This is a genomic window from Vibrio harveyi NBRC 15634 = ATCC 14126 = KCTC 12724, assembly GCF_001591145.1.
Taxonomy (GTDB): Bacteria; Pseudomonadota; Gammaproteobacteria; order Enterobacterales; family Vibrionaceae; genus Vibrio; species Vibrio harveyi.
In genome coordinates, this window is the sequence record NZ_BCUF01000073.1 from 1 (window position 1) to 16,465 (window position 16,465).

The window sequence follows — 16,465 nt, forward strand, 5'->3', positions numbered from 1 at the left end:
CAACACAGACCGAGAATTTTGAGGGAGAGTCGCATATTTGAACGAAAACTGGCGGAGCATTCACACTAAACTAATCTTTTTTATAGAGTTAATTGGTTTTGGGCGAAAGCTCACCATAACAATAACAAATTAGGTGATGATAAATGCAAGTGGGCAACGAAGCGCTGGTGCTGTCGGCGGTTGGGGTTATCGGTTTAGGTTGTCAATGGTTGGCGTGGCGAATGCGCTTACCTGCCATTCTGTTCTTGCTATTAGCAGGGATCATTGTTGGTCCGATTCTACAATGGCTCAATCCAGATGACATTCTCGGGGATTTACTCTTCCCCTTAGTTTCCCTCGCTGTGGCGGTGATTCTATTTGAGGGCAGTTTAACCCTTAACTTTAAAGAGATCCGTGGTGTGAGCGGTTCGGTGTGGAGCATCGTGTCTGTCGGCGCAATCATATCTTGGGTGGCAACCAGTGTGGCGACGCACTATTTCCTTAACTTTACTTGGGAGCTTGCGATTTTATTCGCCAGTTTAACCGTCGTTACTGGTCCAACGGTGATCGTGCCATTGCTGAGAACCGTGCGCCCAAGTTCCAAACTCGCCAATATTCTGCGTTGGGAAGGCATTCTCATTGACCCATTAGGCGCGCTGTTTGTAGTGATGGTGTACGAGTTTATTGTCTCGCACAATGCCGTTAACAGTGTCGAAGTATTCGGTACCATCATTGCGGTGGGTTTGATTCTTGGTGTTGCCTCCGGTGCTGCGGTATCTACCGTTTTGCGCCGAGCTTGGTTGCCGGAATACCTTCAGCCATTTGCGGTTTTGATGGTGGTGCTCGGTGTGTTCTCGATTTCTAACCAAATGGAATCGGAAGCAGGGCTATTGACGGTTACCGTGATGGGCATGTGGTTAGCAAATGCAAAGGGCATCAACATTCAGCAGATCCTGCACTTTAAAGAGCACTTAACCATCTTGTTGATCACCGGGTTGTTCATCTTCTTAGCGGCTCGAATCAGTCTTGATGACTTTGCCGCGCTTGGCATTGGTGCGGTAATGTTGTTTGTTTTCATGCAGTTGGTATCGCGTCCACTTTCGATTTTCGCTTCAACTATTCGCAGTAACTTAACCTTCAAGGATAAGCTGTTCCTCTCTTGGGTTGCGCCGCGCGGTATTGTTGCAGCATCCATCTCGTCTCTGTTTGCTATCAAGCTGACAGAATATGGCATTTCAGAAGCCATGCTGTTGGTGCCAATGACCTTCATGGTGATCATCGGCACCGTGGTACTACAAAGTGCTACGGCTCGCCCTATGGCTAAAGTGTTGGGCGTGGCTGAGCCAGCACCGAGAGGCTTTTTATTGATTGGCGCAAACCGAGTGGCGCAAGAGATAGGAAAAGCACTGGCGAGATACGATCGCAAAGTTCTGCTCACCGATTCTAACTGGGATTACATCAGCCAAGTTCGCATGTTGGGCTTAGACCATTACTACGGTAACCCGATCTCTAGCCATGCGGATGATAACCTGAACCTGATTGGTATTGGACAAGTGGTGGCACTGACGCCGGACCAACACTTCAATATCATGGCGTGTATGCAATTTGTCGGCGAATTCGGCGAAGATAAAGTACATTGCCTGCAGAAAACCAAATCTAACGGCAATGAAAAACACTCGGTTGCCGAAGAGTATCACGGCAAATTGCTGATGGGTGGCAACGTCAGTTACACCCAAATGGCAAGTTTGTTGAGCCAAGGGGCAGAAATCAAACACACCAAGCTAAGCGAGAGTTTCACCTACCAACATTACCTTGATCACCACAAAGACAATTTGATGATTCCGCTTTTCCATGTTGAAGAGAAAGGCAAAATTCAATTCTGTGATGATCCAGACCAGTTCAAACCGCCTACAACCAGCACTGTGGTGGCGCTTATTCAATCGGTCGAGACTCAATAGCGCAAATGGCGTATAGAACTGCCACTCTTGGCACATCGGAGTGGCAACATTGTTAATCGTTACCCAAGCTTAATAGAGCAGTGAGGCGCAGTGTTTTAAACGCTGCTCCTTAATATGATTTCTTAGTCATAAGACCAGAGCCCACAAGGCTCGATTCGGCAAATAAATTGTTCAATTTCCGAATTTTCGCATTGACGTAAATGACAAGGATCGCAATACTGCGCGACTGTTTTACTTTAGGGTGACATTATGGCTCCGCAATCTAATCGAAAAGACTTACATCTAGACGCTGTTTTACATCATGACATGAACATGAAAAGCAAAACGGCGGGCTTTGAGTCTGTCGAATTTGAGCATTGCGCATTGCCTGAATGTGACTTTAACACCATCGATCTTTCGAGCGAGTTTCTTGGTCATTCATTGGCGTTGCCGTTTTTGATCAGTTCGATGACTGGCGGCGCAAAAGACGCAGAAATCATCAACTGTCGTTTGGCAGAAGCGGCTAGTGAAATGGGCATTGCGATGGGGGTTGGCTCACAGCGAGTGAGCCTAGAAGACAGCCTACATTCAGGTCTGGGTAAGACCATTCGTGATCTCGCCAAGAGCGTGCCTTTGTATTCCAACCTGGGTGCCGCTCAACTGAGAGACAAACAACGTCTCGACAACGCCCAACGTGCGGTCGACTTTATCCAAGCGGAAGCTTTATTTGTGCATCTCAACCCTATGCAAGAAGCTTTTCAACAGAATGGCGACCATGATTGGATTGGTGTGCTTAAATCGATTGAGCAGCTAAAACAGCGCATTGATGTCCCGATGATCATCAAAGAGGTGGGTTTTGGCATCAGTGGCGCAGTGGCGAAACAACTTGTCGAAGTGGGCGTGGATGCGATTGATGTTGCAGGCGCTGGTGGTACAAGTTGGTCAGCGGTCGAAGGTTACTGTCAGACAGACAATAAGATGCAGCGCGCAGCTGAGTTGTTTCGTGACTGGGGCATTCCAACGGCTAAGTGTTTAGAGCAAATTCACGCTCAATACCCTGACTTACCTTTAATTGCGTCTGGCGGCGTGCATAACGGCTTAGAAGCCGCGAAGGCGATACATCTGGGTGCCAATCTAGTTGGGCAAGCTGGTGCGGTATTAAAAGCCGCAACAATCAGCACACAGTCTGTTGTCGATCACTTTGAACAAATGGCATTAGAGCTGCGTTTAGCGTGCTTTGGTACCGGCTCTGTAAATCTCCAAGCATTGACCCAAGCTCGTCGTCTTTAGCTCAACGGCTAATATTTACTCGCTTATTGATACAGTTAGGTTGATTTCGCCGAATTTCACGTCTTTTACAGAGTGAACGTCGATAAATTGTCTGAGTCTTAACACTTGCGCTGATATTTTGGGTATAGTCCATTCATCAATTGAAAGTGGAACCTGAATTTATGAAAAAATTGGTAATGCTACTGCTAGCGGCAACAGCGCTTACCGCATGTACTGACGAAGTGGGCACAGAAGCTTGGTGTAAAGACATGCGTGACAAGTCTAAAACAGAGTGGACCGCTGACAACGCAGTAGATTTTGCAAAGCACTGTGTTCTGCAAGATGGCATCGGTAGCGAGCAGTGGTGTGAAGATTTAAAAGAGAAGCCAAAAGGCGATTGGACAGCCAACGAAGCGACTGGCTTTGCTAAGCACTGCGTGTTCTAAATTGACCGAACAAAATTGAGAAAGCCGAGCGTCATGCTCGGCTTTTGTGTTTCTGTTTCTTTACTTCCAATTTGTCGTTCCATTTTTGCAAACCTGACTTACTTATCTTTATTTCGTTGTATGGGACTGGCATGGTTACCGTAATTCCAATAAGAGAAGGACTAAAAAATGGAAGTACTCAAAGGTTCATGTCTGTGTGGCAAGGTAAAGATCGAAGTTGCGGATGAATTCAAATACATGGGCAATTGTCATTGTTCTGAATGCCGCAAGTTTACGGGTTCTGATTATTCATCGGCGGGAGGTGTTGCACTCGACAAGCTGATAGTTATCGAAGGTGAAGAGCATATCCAAACCTATCAGAAGAGCGCAAATACCGAACTCTCATTCTGCCGTCATTGCGGATCTAGCCTCTATTCGAAAAAGAACAACGGTATTGTGAATGTTCGTTTAGGTATCCTTGACGATATCCCTGCCGACAAACCGAGTTTCCACATTTTTGTCGGTTCGAAAGCGCCATGGAATGAGATTACTGATGAGCTTAAACAGTTTGAAGCGGAGCCTAAGCTATAGGTCGGTTTCTTGCTGCGTTTAGTACAAAATCGCTAAGGATTTAAAGTTGTGAGATAGAGCCACTCAATTGAGTGGCTTTTTGCTTTTGAGTGGCAGTAATATCCGACACTATACGATTAGTTAATATCGACAGTTTTTTGGGAGAACATCAGTGAGCGAAGAATACAACCAAGCCATTTCTAAGCACTACGCGGCTTATCGTCCGCCACTGCATCAAGTGATTTTGCAAGCCAATTTGGAAGAGTTACCTCAGTTTCAATTGGGGTTGGATATCGGCTGCGGCACGGGCGTATCGACGTTTGCTTTGGCTAAGTTCTGTCAGCAGGTTCATGGGGTTGACCCGAGCACATCAATGATTGAACAAGCCAAACCATCAGTAGGTATTGAATATCATGTTGGTGACGGTGAACACGTACCTCTTTCAGACAGTAGTGTGGATGTGGTGACGTTTGCTGGCTCGCTCTCTTATGCAAAATCAACGGATTTATTGGCAGAGCTACAGCGTGTTTGCCAGCCTAAAGCACATGTTGTGGTTTATGATTTTGAAGTGCTGCTAGAAAAATCTCTTGAGCAGCTTGGTATCGAGATGGACTTGGTTGAATCCAACTACGACCATGCTATCAACTTCAGCGATTGTGAAGGGTTTCAAGCGGTCAACGTTTATAAAGAGACAGTAGAGTTAGAAGTCAGTGCTGAAGAACTGGCGCATGTGTTGTTCTCGTCTTCTAAGCGATACTCCAAGTTAGCGGAAGCATTTGCAGGAGATGACCCATTTGTAAACGCTGTTGAAGCGCTGAAACAGCATAACCAAAAGCATGTTATCCAAGCGGATACTTATTTCGCGATGTACCAAATCAACATCTAATGCTCTTGTCCTATGAACGCTCTTAAGACCGTTAATTCAGCGGTCTTTTTGTTTGTATATTTTGTGAAATACACGCGCTTTTTACCTTATTTGTGAATTTGCGGTCAGATTTTTGGTAAATGTTTCATTTGTAAGTAAATCCAAGTGAAAGTGCGGTTTGTCTCTAATTTTGAAGGCGAGCGCTTATGATAGTCTCACGTCAATCTTGGCGCAGAATTTCAGCCACTGTGTGGCTGTTCATCGGTCTGTTGTCCAGTAACCGAATTTCATTATTACTTTTAGGCTGTAGGAAATCATCATGGCGAAGGCATTAAAAATCGAGTCAGGGCGTTACCTAAATATGGATCATGTTGTGACGTTCTCGCTTGCGAATGATTTCATTGAAATTACCGCGGCAATTGAGACTTTTACATCGATTCATATTGGTATTGAAGGCAAAACTGATTACGCCGACTACTTCGTTTCAATCCAAGACTTCCACCGCATTAAGCGTGAATTGTGTGATTACATGGGCATTGACGACCCTTCGCTATTAGTTGACTAATCACTCAAAAATGACAATAAGATTACAGGGGCAGTATGCAATGCTGCAACTTGTAGTCTACGTTTTAACAACCACTGGCTAGGGTGAGCAACAATACGGCGGCGAAGATCGTCCGTTCACCAAATACAATAAGGGACGTTATGTCTGACAAATACATTGCAATGATCCAAGACTTTTTTCAGGTGTTTGAAGCCCTGAATCAACATGTCTTGGACTCCCACGGTGAATTGGCAACGTGGGAGACCCAATTGGTAAGGCTTGATATTAACCAAGGTGATAAAGAAAAGTCGTATGACGTGGCGCAGATTGCCGGCATGCTTAACTTTTCTGAAGATGCAGTAAAATCATTCTTAGTGATATACAGCTTCTTAAGTAACAATCTTTATGATCTCATTGGTAATCGTGAATACGAAGATTGGGGGACGGACGGCGATAGCCTGCAAGTTGAGTACTCTGATCTTACTATTGAATCATTTTATGCCGATCAAATTGCGCCACTGATGGAGCGAAGAGTGTACTTCGAGTGGACATTTGATGCGTTACAACGGTCGTATGATGAAATGATGGCGATTAGCCACGGTAGAATAGCTTAGCCGTTGGTTAAACAGTTAAGTTAATATAAAAACAAAAGCCGCTCGTTTTAGCGGCTTTTGTTTTTAGGGCTTTCAAGTATTTCTGTTTCCTCTTCTTACAACTCTTGAATTAAAATCTATTGGCTTATCACGTATTGTGATGATGAGCGATTTACTTGTTAGAAGAACAAACATGAAAAAGACAATCTCAATAATGGTATTGGCAGTGGCGCTGGCTGGCTGTGATGACGCAAGCAAAGCCATTGACCAAGCACAAGAAGCAGCAAACAAAGCGATTGATACGGTTCAAGAGCAGATGGAATCGGTAGAAGATGCATTCAATCTCGATCAGTTTGGTGATGCTGCTGAATCTGCAGAAGAGTTAGCTGCATCTGTAGAGGAAGCGATGAATGTGGATTTCAGTGATCCACAAGCCTTGATTGAAGCAAAAGAGCATATTGCCAATGCATACGCTTGTTTGGTGGAAGCGTCTTCAGAGTCGACGGTGGATAAGGTGATGGATAAAGTAATGTCATCGATCGGTAGTGAAGAAACCAAATCTTTGATTGAAGAAGGCATCGAAAAAGCGCAAGCCGCCAAAGAGTGTGTGATGTAATCAAACCGGAAAATGAAATACCCATGGCTTGTGTCGTAGGTATTTTCCTTTTGCCAGTTATTCGAGCCCATCTTCTTCGTCCTGCATCTTGAAGTCACTTGGGTATACAGACTTTATTTCTACATTTTTACTTTTATTGGGCTGTGAACTTTCGTTTTATATGCACTTTTATTCGGATGAAAACAGTTCACAACAGGATGATATCCTGTCATCAGAAGTGAAAACTTAAGTTTTGTCGATTTTGTCGTATTTATTATCCAGATGAATACTAAAAAATCCTGTAACGCAAATATCTCCACAAAATCATAGCCTTACATTTGAGGCGATAGCTTCTTACCACTTATACGTGCTTCATGGTTGTTTTCACCCAGCAAATTTTACTCATTGTAAATGATAATAATTTGCAATAGCGTTCACGAAATATTCATGTTTTGTGGACGAACTATGTTGGCGGTAAAGAAAACGACGTTCTCAACACTCTTGGTGTTACTTGTCTCTATTTATTCCTCTTTTGCCTTTGCGATTGACTATGACAGTGCGGTCAACGACATTGCGCAGCGCTTAGATAAAGCATCTCAGCTCTATGAACAAGGCGATAAAGACCAAGCAAAAACAACAGTACAAATGGCGTATTTCGAGGTGTTTGAAAGCCTAGAAGGTCCGGTACGAATTAATTACTCGCAGCAATACGCGTATCAACTAGAGGCGAAGTTTGGTGACATTCGCAAGTTAATCGTTGCGGGAAAACCAGTTGATGAAGTGGATACGGAAATCAATTGGTTGAAAAAAGAAATTCTGGGTCTGCCGGAGATCTTGGCGTCAGGTCACCAACTTAAAGCTGAAAACACCAATCTACATACCGAGGATATCTTGCCGTTTTGGCGTGAAGCGGTCACAAGCATCGACACCCAGCTCAATGCGGCTTTGACTGAATATCGTGAATCTGGCGAACAACCAGAAAGCGCAGCAGAAAAACAACAACGTGCATTCGATTTAGTGCAACAAGCGCAGTTCAAAGGGTACAAAAATACCGAGCTGGAAATCGCTATTCGGTTACATCGATCTGCAGAGCGTTCGGCAGAATACAACGCAGCGTTCCGCTCTATTGCCAAAATCACCAAGCAACCTTTTAATCAACAAAACCTGATCCGATTTGGGTATGAGTTGTCGACCTTGGTTCAAGGATTGAAAGACGAATTACCGGGTCTGCCAGCGACACGCGATTTCCAAATTCCTGATACTGCGAAGAACGCCGATACAGCAGTTGCTGCACGTGATTGGAACCCTGTCGTCAGCGATATCATGACTGCGATTGATGGCGCTATTGATAGCTATCAACATGGTGACAAAACGGCGGCTATTCTTGCGGTACAAGATGCTTACTTCGATCATTTTGAAGCATCAGGTATGGAAAATGCGGTGGGGTCGAGAGACAGCGCATTCAAATCAGAACTTGAAGGCTACTTCACCCGTATTGTCAGTATGCTAAAGGCAAATCAAGCTCAGGCTGATATTGACCAGCAAGTGCAAAAGCTAAAAGTAGGCTTGATGGATGCAGCAGGCAATCTATCTGAAGGCAACTTGAGTTGGTGGGCGATGTTGATCGCGAGCTTCACCATTATTTTCCGTGAAGGATTGGAAGCGCTGCTTATCGTTGCCGCCATTACCGCTTACCTGATCAAAAACGATGCCTCTGACAAGCTACATGTTGTCAAAAATTCGGTCGTTGTTGGTCTAATTGCCAGTGCGATCACCGCGGTATTGTTCCAGTGGTTATTTGAAAACTCTGGCGCAAGTCGAGAGCTGCTTGAAGGCATCACCATGTTGATTGCTGTTGTCGTGCTGTTCTCTATGAGTTACTGGCTGCTTTCCAAAGTTGAAGCCGCTCAATGGAAGCGCTACCTCAAAAGCAAACTTGCCACGTCGATCACCACAGGCTCTCTCTTTGGTTTATGGCTGGCGAGCTTCCTAGCGGTTTACCGTGAAGGTGCAGAGACGGTCTTGTTCTACTTTGCTTTGGCGGCCGATACCAACTCTCAAACCATGATCGCCCTGATTGCTGGATTCGCTATTGGTGTGCTACTGCTCGCGGTGATCTTCTTTGTCATGCGCTATAGCGTGGTCAAGCTCCCTCTCAAACCTTTCTTCATCTTTACTGGCGGATTCATGTATCTGATGGCGTTTGTCTTTGCGGGTAAAGGTGTCCTAGAACTGATTGAAGGTAAGTTATTCCAACCGACATTAATTTCAGGCGCGCCAGAGTTTGCTCCGTTGGGCATTTACCCATACATGGAAACTTTGCTGCCTCAACTGGCGCTTATCGTGGCAGCAGTCTTTGCGCTCATCGTAATGAAAGCAAGAAGTAAGCGAGATCTTGCTCAGCAAGCTCGTTGTTAAACGTGAAAAAATCTTTGTAAAATCAAGTAAGTAAAGGACATTACTATGTTGAATAAAAAACTCATCGCTACCGCAGTGGCTGCTTCAGCTCTATCAGGTATGGCTATGGCAAATGATCTACCTTTCGTTGAGCACCCAGCTGGTGAACCTCTTGAAATGAATGGTATGGAGATTGCTGCTGTTTACCTTAAGCCCGTTACGATGGAGCCTCAAGGTATGATGCGTGCAGCTTCTAAATCGGAAGTGCACTTAGAGGCAGACATCCATGCTCTTGCTGGTAACAAAAACGGCTTTGGGGCGGGTGAGTGGATCCCTTACCTAACCATTAACTACACGTTGAAAAACGTCGATACCGGTAAAGTGCAAGAAGGGACCTTCATGCCGATGGTAGCAGCAGATGGTCCTCACTACGGCTCAAACATCAACATGTTAGGTGTGGGTAACTACGAGCTTACATTCCACATCGATCCACCGTCAAAAGCGGGTTTGCTACGTCATACGGATGAAGAAACTGGCGTTGGTCGTTGGTTCAAACCATTTGATGCTCAATACAAGTTTAAGTACGTAGGCATTAAGTAACCTTCCTTGTGTAACAACCAGGCTGCAGTTTGTGGTCTGGTTGTTCTGGTTTTTTGAGTGACTTATCTGTCTGATGCACTGTGCATGAATGGTCAGTGGTAAATATGAGCTTCTATCTTTCTCACGTCTTACTCGTTTTTTTGCTCCCTGCGATGCTATTTGGTGTGCTGTGGGCTGCGCAATCTAACGCTTTGTATAAACACCAGATTGGGTGGTTTGTGCTTGCGGTGCTCTTTGGTTCTGCACTGTTTCATCTACTGCCATTTAGCCAAGTGAATGTACTTATTATTAACAGTGTTTATCTTGGCGTTATCTTCCTGTCGGCTTTACTTGGTGCCATATGGCGATTGCCTTCGACCTTATTGGTGTGCCTGCAAAGCGTAACGGTCTTTCTATGCAGTTTTGTTTGGGCAAAAGAAGCCAAGCTCACGATGTTGAGCACAACCAACGTTATTAACACCGAGCTGATTTTAAACATCAGTTCTGTGGTTCTAGGATTTGTCTTGATTGCACTAATCAAGATCGCGGCCTCTTTGACGACCAAATCCCTATCCAAGATAGCTCGTAATGCACTTTGTTTACTGTTGTTAGTGCTGGCAGCATTGCCCCTCTCTGGTGAGATTATCCTGGCGTGCATGAAGCTAGGGATTCTTGGTCTCGATAAAGGTTTACTGTCTTACGTATCTAAAGTCACCAACTTCTCTTGGATTCTGTCTTACGCCGTACTGGCATTAGTTTCTATTTGTGTGACTGTCTTTTTCGTTACTCAGACTCGACCACTACAAGAGCAGGTGAAGCAAGCTGAATCCGCGATTGAACGACGCAAACATCAAGCGGCTTTGAATTCAGCTCAACGTAAAGTGCGTTTTAATATTGCGACTATCGCTACGATTCTGATTGCGCTGCTTTTCTGGGATCTTGTCGCTTCTCAACCGATTCGTCGTTCAGAAGCGCAGCGTATTGAAGTGGCAGCCGATAGCGCTGTCCATGTCCCTATCTCTGAGCAATTAATCGATGGAAAACTGCACCGATTTGAATGGGTAGCAAGCGATGGCAAAGTGGTGCGCTTTTTCATCATTGATCGTTTTGCCGGTGAAGAGAAGTTTGGCGTTGTCTTTGATGCTTGCATGCTGTGTGGTGATGCAGGGTACGCGCAAGTTGGCGATCAAGTGGTGTGCTTGGCGTGTGGCGTACATATCTTTATTCCTTCGATTGGTAAGCCTGGTGGGTGTAACCCAATCCCTATTCCTAAATGGACCGTCGCGAATCATGAAATCGTAATTTCGAAGTCGACCCTAGAAAGCGGTCTGAAATATTTTAGTGACGTGGTGGAAGTCATGGCGACAGATCCAGTCAATGGCGAGAAGATCAGCAATATGGAGGCTGAGCACAGTTATTCATTCTCAGGAAAGACCTACTTCTTTACCTCTGAGCAATCTTATGACGCTTTCCGTGATGATCCATGGAAATACGCGGACGTTGAACCGCTAAATCCGTTAGGAGAGTAATCATGTTAATCAGAATGCTTCGTCAGTCATGGCGACATGATACCAACCGAAAATTACTCGCTGTCGTTACGGTTTTTCTCGCGGCGAGCCTAATCTCAGCGCTGCTGGCTATTTCAATCAATATCGGTAACAAGATGTCGATGGAGATGAAAAGCTATGGTGCCAACATTGAAATCTCTCCTGAAGGACAAGTAAAGCTGCCAGATATTTTGGCGAAGAACGTCAACAAGTTGGAAAAAGAAGACTTACTTGCAGAGAGTGAACTGCCCAACATCATGGACATCTTTTGGCGCAATAACATTATTGGTTTTGCTCCATTTGTACGTGGGCAAGTTAAAGCGCCTGAGTTCAATAAAACCGTCAATATTATCGGTACTTTTTTTGATAAGAACCTGCCTGTTTCTGACGATGGCAAATACCGAACGGGTAATAAAACCATCTCGACGTATTGGCATGTCGATGGTCAATGGCCAGATGATGAAAAAACTCAAGCCTTGGTAGGGCAGTCATTGGCGCAAAAAATGGGTCTTAAATCTGGCGACAAGCTTGAGTTGCGCGGCCTCGAAAACCGCACATTGTCGGTAACGATAACGGGCTTACTGGAAAATGGCACGACGGATGAGAACGCAGTGTTACTGTCGCTGAACCTTGGCCAGAAACTACTAGGTTTGGAAGGACGAGTACAATCGGTAAAAGTCTCAGCATTGACGGTGCCGGAAAACGCACTATCAAAAAAAGCACGTGAAGATTTGGAATCGCTCGATTCGGATGAATATGACCTTTGGTTCTGCACGGCGTTTGTCTCCTCAATCTCTTTCCAATTAGAAGGCGCGATGAATAACGCAATGGTGAAGCCTTTGTGGCAGGTTGCCGCTTCAGAAGGCATGGTGATTCATAAGATCCAAAGCTTATTGTTTGTTGTGACGTTTGCCGCTTTGATCGCTTCTGCGATGGGGATCGCCTCATTAATGACCAATGCGATATTGCAGCGAGCCAAAGAGATTGGTTTGATGAAGTCCCTTGGTGCTCACAACTGGCAAGTGTATGCGTTGTTCTATTCTGAATCGATGATTTGTGGCGTGTTGGGCGGCTTACTTGGTTGCCTTGCCGGGTGGGGACTATCCAAAGTGGTTGGTTATGCACTGTTTGGTTCATCCATCTCTTTTGATTGGATCATCGTTCCAGTGGTGCTGTTTATCTCGACCCTAATTACAGTGTTAGGTACTTACTTCCCTTCACGCAGAATTGCTTCTCTCTACCCAATTGAGGTGTTGTATGGTCGCAAATAAATCTTCCTCTATGCTGCTTACCTTAGTTTGGCGTTCATTGAGATTACGTGCGCAACGTGTTCTCGTGGTGTTTATGGCGTTGACGGTTGGCGCGGCGATCATTACTGCAATGGCTGGGGTCTACTTCGACATTAACCAGAAGATGAGTCATGAGCTACGAAACTACGGAGCGAACTTTTTTGTAGGACCGGACGCGACAGCGACATTAACGACAAAGCAATACCAACAGATCAAAGCAGAGGCACCTAAAGACAGTTTAATTGCTTCCAGCCCATATCTGTACGGCATGGTACAAGCCGAGCTAGAGAAAATTGTCTTAATGGGTATCGACTTTTCGCAGTTGAAAAAACTGGTTCCTTATTGGCAAGTGGAAGGTCGATGGATTGGTGTCTCTTTTGATGATCGGAATGTCATGATCGGAAAGAAACTGGCAGAGAAATTAGAACTCAAAGTTGGCTCTGACCTGACGGTCTACAACAAAAGTGACCGTTATACGTTCAAGATTAAGGGTATCATTGAGTCAGGTTCGGATGAAGATAACTACCTAATTGTAAACCTACCGTTCGTACAAAAATGGTTGAACAAAGGGGATGAAATCAATTTTGCCATGTTCAGTCTAACGAATGATAAAGGTCAGGTAGGGCAGTTTGAATCGACTTTGAAGCAGCAGTACCCAGACTTGCTTGTTCGTCCTATCCGAAAGGTGTCAGCATCGGAAGGTAAAGTACTCAATAAGATTAAGCTGTTAATGGGCATCGTCGCTTTGGTCATTTTAGTGTTGTCTACCTTATGCGTGAATACAACCATGACGTCGATGATTTCTGAGCGACGTTATGAGTTCGCACTACAAAAGTCTTTGGGCGCATCCAATCAATCCATTACTCGTCAGATTGTTGTTGAAACTCTTGCCATTACCTTTGCCGCAGTTATTGCAGGGTTGCTAATCGGCTATGTGTTAGCGCAATTTCTTGGACATTCGGTGTTTAACGCCACCATTGATTTACGTTTCCCTGTGCTGGTTATCACTAGCTTACTTTCTTTCGCTGCGGCTTTAGTGGCTGCAACGCTTCCAACCATCAGAGCCATTCGTATCGATCCGGCTAAAGTGCTCAAAGGAGATTAACCATGTCAGATTACGCTATTAAGACCGAAGGCTTATGCAAGGTTTTTGACCAAGTTCATGCGTTGGACGACATCAATATTGAGGTCAAGAAAGGGGAGTTTGTTGCCATTATGGGCGCGTCGGGCTCAGGTAAAACGACCTTAATGAATATCCTCAGCTGTTTGGACAATCCGACCTCAGGTAAGGTGTTCCTCGATGGTGAGGAAGCGGACAGCCTAGATGAAGAAGGGCGACGAGCATTTCGAGCAGAGAAAATCGGTCTGGTCTTCCAGCAGTTTCATCTCATTCCTTATCTCACTGCTCTGGAGAACGTGATGCTTGCGCAGCATTACCATAGTGTGCCCGATGAAGAAGCAGCAAAGCGAGTGTTAGAACAAGTAGGTCTAGGGCACCGCTTTGAACACTTGCCGAGTCAGCTTTCTGGTGGTGAGCAGCAGCGTGTATGCATCGCTCGCGCGATTGTGAATGAAAGCCCGATCCTGTTTGCTGACGAACCCACTGGTAACTTGGACGAGGAGAACGAAAAAATCGTCCTCGATATTTTCCAAAAACTCCATGCACAAAACCGAACCATCATTATGGTCACCCACAACCCAAGCTTAGGTCAGTACACGGACCGAATCATCCGCCTCCAACACGGCAAGTACATCGGAGAGGAGGTGTTAGATGTGGCATAAACGCCGCTACGTGATCGCGCTGTTAGCCATGCTTGCGTTATTTGGTTGTAAAGACCAAAAAGCACAAATCGGGCAACCGAGTCCTGATATTGCTGCAATGAATGCGGCGCAACAAACGGTAAGCCTTGAAAGCTATCAAGGTAAGAAAATTGTTCTGGAATTTTGGTCTTCCACCTGCGGTGCGTGCATTGCCATGATGAAGAAATGGCAAGACGTATATGCACGTCGAAGCGATGAAGTCGCAGTGATAGCGATTAACATTGATGACTACGAGGTCGACTTAAATGAATACGCCACCAAGTATGGGTTTTCATTTCCTATGGTGAAAGATCAATTGGGCATCACTAAAGAACGTTTCTCTATTGGGGTGACACCCACAACTTACCTCATTAATCGCGATGGAAAGCTGGTGGACATGCACATCGGCTATTCAGCGAGTATGGATCTGGACAAGGTCATCTCTCAACTTTAATCATTTTAGGAATCAACCAAATGTCACTTACAAAATTCCGCCCGTTTTTGACCGCTCTGATTACTGTCTTTGCCATGATGTCTTCTGCTTGGGCGACTGAAAACTTACAAGAAAAAGTACAAATTGAATCACCAGTCATCTTTCAGTTAGCCAGCGGTGCAAAGGGAACGGGGTCGAAAATGACCATTCACAATAACTCAGATGAAGCTTTAGTCATCAATAGCTTCAAAGTGGATGAATTCGACAAGACCATGCTACACGGGACGAAGTATGAAGCGGGTAAGCGCAAAATGTTTATGGTGAAAAGCATCACTATTCCTGCACATAAAAAACTCGCGCTTACGCCAAATACACACCATTTCATGATGTTTGGTCCAAAGCGTGAATTAGAACTTGGTGAGTACCTGACGATGGTAGTAAACACCAATCAAGGTGACTTCAAAGTGATCGCGCAAGTGGTGCCTCGTAAACTGAAATAAGGTGGCTCAATGAAAGTACGAATAGGTTTGGCGCTGGTCGCAGCAGCGTTGTTTAGTTTGAGTGGTTGTTCTGAACCCGAGCAAGCAAAGAAAGAGCCACCTAAATTGACGCAGTTGGATCAGCGTCTTACCCTCGCGGAATCGGCAGGGTTAATGGACAAGCGTATGCCGATGAAGAAATTGATGGAGCAATATGTATCGGTTGAAGCTGTCGACCTTGATAGTGGCGAATATCGCGATGCCTCCATGAGTGTAGACGAGTCATTCTCTGCATTTCCCATCGACCCAAGTAATGCAGTAAAGCTTTCTTCTCGTGATGATCTTGCTGGGATTAAAATGCGTGAAAATAGGTTGCCTGTGTATTTGATTAAAGATGATAACGGGCAAGTCTCTCGAATTGTTTTGCCAATCCGTGGTGAAGGTAAGTTTGGTTTGATTTATGGCTACTTAGCCCTCTATAGCGACAACTACCACATTGCGAGTCTGTCGTTTTACAAACATGGGGAGAGCGCAGGATTAGGGGCGGAGATTACCGATAACGCTAACTGGACAAAGCAGTTCAAAGACAAGCCCTTGTTCGACCATGGTCATCCATCGATTCGTATCGTACAGGAAGGGCGCAATACACAAGACGCTTACTCTGTCGATGGAATCAGTGGGGCAACCTACACCAGCCAAGGCGTTGAACACGCGATTAATTTTTGGACCGGGGATCTTGGTTTCGGCGAGTTCTTACGCCAATACCGAAATTAAAAAGTTTGACTATTCATAAGGCAATTTAAACTCTGCGCTCAAGGAGAAAAGGTGATGGCACTTAGAAGAGGTCAAGTTTCAGAAGAACAACTGATGTTATTGATTCAGCTTACTAAAATTCGCTCAGCAGTATTAATAAAAGCACTTCGAATGCACTTAGTCGAAGGAAAAAGCCAGCGCTTAGCCACTGAAACGGTGGGTATCAATCAGAGCTTTCTCAGCGTTCGTTTACGTAAGCTTCGAGATGTTGAGTCGACGGTTCTCAAGTTAAGGAAGTTTTATTAAGTGCCCACCACTTTTTAGTGACGCCTCTGCATTCAGCGACCATGCTACTTTTATTCACTATAAGGCTTTGAACAACAACGGTGGCGTGAGTATACCCAAGTAACG

The 16,465-nt window shown here is 45.1% G+C and carries 18 protein-coding genes; all 18 read left to right on the top strand.

The window, feature by feature from the left end; translation table 11 throughout:
- The first annotated feature begins 143 nt into the window (after positions 1-143).
- Positions 144-1,937: a cation:proton antiporter gene (locus VHA02S_RS23095; protein ID WP_038898208.1), complete on the top strand. Its 1,794-nt coding sequence runs from the start codon at positions 144-146 to the stop codon at positions 1,935-1,937.
- 249 nt (positions 1,938-2,186) lie between these two features.
- Positions 2,187-3,206 carry a type 2 isopentenyl-diphosphate Delta-isomerase gene (gene fni, locus VHA02S_RS23100; protein ID WP_038898209.1) on the top strand — a complete coding sequence of 340 codons (1,020 nt, stop codon included), beginning with the start codon at positions 2,187-2,189 and terminating at the stop codon, positions 3,204-3,206.
- A gap of 161 nt (positions 3,207-3,367) precedes the next feature.
- A complete protein-coding gene (locus VHA02S_RS23105) occupies positions 3,368-3,631 on the top strand; it encodes a DUF3012 domain-containing protein (protein WP_005445362.1) in 264 nt (87 codons plus the stop codon).
- A 168-nt stretch (positions 3,632-3,799) separates the two neighbouring features.
- Positions 3,800-4,201, top strand: coding sequence for a GFA family protein (locus VHA02S_RS23110; RefSeq protein WP_009696921.1), 402 nt, complete (start codon positions 3,800-3,802; stop codon positions 4,199-4,201).
- 151 nt (positions 4,202-4,352) lie between these two features.
- Positions 4,353-5,066: a class I SAM-dependent methyltransferase gene (locus tag VHA02S_RS23115; protein ID WP_038898210.1), complete on the top strand. Its 714-nt coding sequence runs from the start codon at positions 4,353-4,355 to the stop codon at positions 5,064-5,066.
- A 298-nt stretch (positions 5,067-5,364) separates the two neighbouring features.
- A complete protein-coding gene (locus VHA02S_RS23120) occupies positions 5,365-5,610 on the top strand; it encodes a hypothetical protein (protein ID WP_017188587.1) in 246 nt (81 codons plus the stop codon).
- A 140-nt stretch (positions 5,611-5,750) separates the two neighbouring features.
- Complete coding sequence (locus VHA02S_RS23125; RefSeq protein ID WP_005445358.1) at positions 5,751-6,203, top strand: hypothetical protein; 453 nt, start codon at positions 5,751-5,753, stop codon at positions 6,201-6,203.
- Positions 6,204-6,375: 172 nt separating this feature from the next.
- A complete protein-coding gene (locus tag VHA02S_RS23130; protein WP_005448633.1) occupies positions 6,376-6,798 on the top strand; it encodes a hypothetical protein in 423 nt (140 codons plus the stop codon).
- A gap of 426 nt (positions 6,799-7,224) precedes the next feature.
- Complete coding sequence (locus VHA02S_RS23135) at positions 7,225-9,195, top strand: FTR1 family iron permease (RefSeq protein ID WP_227740441.1); 1,971 nt, start codon at positions 7,225-7,227, stop codon at positions 9,193-9,195.
- Positions 9,196-9,240: 45 nt separating this feature from the next.
- On the top strand, positions 9,241-9,774 hold the full coding sequence (locus VHA02S_RS23140; protein ID WP_017188589.1) for an iron transporter: 534 nt from the start codon (positions 9,241-9,243) through the stop codon (positions 9,772-9,774).
- Between the two features lie 104 nt (positions 9,775-9,878).
- Positions 9,879-11,282, top strand: a complete 1,404-nt coding sequence (locus VHA02S_RS23145) for a Fe-S-containing protein (RefSeq protein WP_038898213.1) — start codon at positions 9,879-9,881, stop codon at positions 11,280-11,282.
- A 2-nt stretch (positions 11,283-11,284) separates the two neighbouring features.
- A complete protein-coding gene (locus VHA02S_RS23150; RefSeq protein WP_038898214.1) occupies positions 11,285-12,571 on the top strand; it encodes an ABC transporter permease in 1,287 nt (428 codons plus the stop codon).
- On the top strand, positions 12,558-13,694 hold the full coding sequence (locus VHA02S_RS23155; protein ID WP_038898215.1) for an ABC transporter permease: 1,137 nt from the start codon (positions 12,558-12,560) through the stop codon (positions 13,692-13,694). The genes VHA02S_RS23150 and VHA02S_RS23155 overlap by 14 nt, the downstream gene beginning before the upstream one ends.
- A 2-nt stretch (positions 13,695-13,696) precedes the next feature.
- On the top strand, positions 13,697-14,371 hold the full coding sequence (locus tag VHA02S_RS23160; protein WP_017188592.1) for an ABC transporter ATP-binding protein: 675 nt from the start codon (positions 13,697-13,699) through the stop codon (positions 14,369-14,371).
- Entirely contained in the window at positions 14,361-14,843 is a 483-nt protein-coding gene (locus tag VHA02S_RS23165; RefSeq protein ID WP_009696931.1) for a TlpA family protein disulfide reductase, read from the top strand. The genes VHA02S_RS23160 and VHA02S_RS23165 overlap by 11 nt, the downstream gene beginning before the upstream one ends.
- Positions 14,844-14,863: 20 nt before the next feature.
- Complete coding sequence (locus VHA02S_RS23170) at positions 14,864-15,322, top strand: copper chaperone PCu(A)C (RefSeq protein ID WP_038898216.1); 459 nt, start codon at positions 14,864-14,866, stop codon at positions 15,320-15,322.
- Positions 15,323-15,331: 9 nt separating this feature from the next.
- Complete coding sequence (gene nqrC, locus VHA02S_RS23175) at positions 15,332-16,075, top strand: NADH:ubiquinone reductase (Na(+)-transporting) subunit C (protein WP_009696933.1); 744 nt, start codon at positions 15,332-15,334, stop codon at positions 16,073-16,075.
- Positions 16,076-16,129: 54 nt separating this feature from the next.
- The gene (locus VHA02S_RS23180; protein ID WP_005448648.1) at positions 16,130-16,360 is read left to right on the top strand and encodes a PapB/FocB family fimbrial expression transcriptional regulator; all 231 of its coding nucleotides are present in this window, start codon (positions 16,130-16,132) and stop codon (positions 16,358-16,360) included.
- Positions 16,361-16,465: the final 105 nt, after the last annotated feature.

Bases quoted from the DNA above. Each gene is read 5' to 3' on its own strand.
- VHA02S_RS23140 (WP_017188589.1), top strand. From the start codon at position 9,241: ATGTTGAATAAAAAACTCATCGCTACCGCAGTGGCTGCTTCAGCTCTA.
- VHA02S_RS23130 (WP_005448633.1), top strand. From the start codon at position 6,376: ATGAAAAAGACAATCTCAATAATGGTATTGGCAGTGGCGCTGGCTGGC.
- VHA02S_RS23110 (WP_009696921.1), top strand. From the start codon at position 3,800: ATGGAAGTACTCAAAGGTTCATGTCTGTGTGGCAAGGTAAAGATCGAA.
- fni (WP_038898209.1), top strand. From the start codon at position 2,187: ATGGCTCCGCAATCTAATCGAAAAGACTTACATCTAGACGCTGTTTTA.
- VHA02S_RS23160 (WP_017188592.1), top strand. From the start codon at position 13,697: ATGTCAGATTACGCTATTAAGACCGAAGGCTTATGCAAGGTTTTTGAC.
- VHA02S_RS23125 (WP_005445358.1), top strand. From the start codon at position 5,751: ATGTCTGACAAATACATTGCAATGATCCAAGACTTTTTTCAGGTGTTT.
- VHA02S_RS23155 (WP_038898215.1), top strand. From the start codon at position 12,558: ATGGTCGCAAATAAATCTTCCTCTATGCTGCTTACCTTAGTTTGGCGT.
- VHA02S_RS23150 (WP_038898214.1), top strand. From the start codon at position 11,285: ATGTTAATCAGAATGCTTCGTCAGTCATGGCGACATGATACCAACCGA.
- VHA02S_RS23105 (WP_005445362.1), top strand. From the start codon at position 3,368: ATGAAAAAATTGGTAATGCTACTGCTAGCGGCAACAGCGCTTACCGCA.
- VHA02S_RS23120 (WP_017188587.1), top strand. From the start codon at position 5,365: ATGGCGAAGGCATTAAAAATCGAGTCAGGGCGTTACCTAAATATGGAT.
- VHA02S_RS23170 (WP_038898216.1), top strand. From the start codon at position 14,864: ATGTCACTTACAAAATTCCGCCCGTTTTTGACCGCTCTGATTACTGTC.
- VHA02S_RS23095 (WP_038898208.1), top strand. From the start codon at position 144: ATGCAAGTGGGCAACGAAGCGCTGGTGCTGTCGGCGGTTGGGGTTATC.
- VHA02S_RS23180 (WP_005448648.1), top strand. From the start codon at position 16,130: ATGGCACTTAGAAGAGGTCAAGTTTCAGAAGAACAACTGATGTTATTG.
- VHA02S_RS23165 (WP_009696931.1), top strand. From the start codon at position 14,361: ATGTGGCATAAACGCCGCTACGTGATCGCGCTGTTAGCCATGCTTGCG.
- VHA02S_RS23145 (WP_038898213.1), top strand. From the start codon at position 9,879: ATGAGCTTCTATCTTTCTCACGTCTTACTCGTTTTTTTGCTCCCTGCG.
- VHA02S_RS23135 (WP_227740441.1), top strand. From the start codon at position 7,225: ATGTTTTGTGGACGAACTATGTTGGCGGTAAAGAAAACGACGTTCTCA.
- nqrC (WP_009696933.1), top strand. From the start codon at position 15,332: ATGAAAGTACGAATAGGTTTGGCGCTGGTCGCAGCAGCGTTGTTTAGT.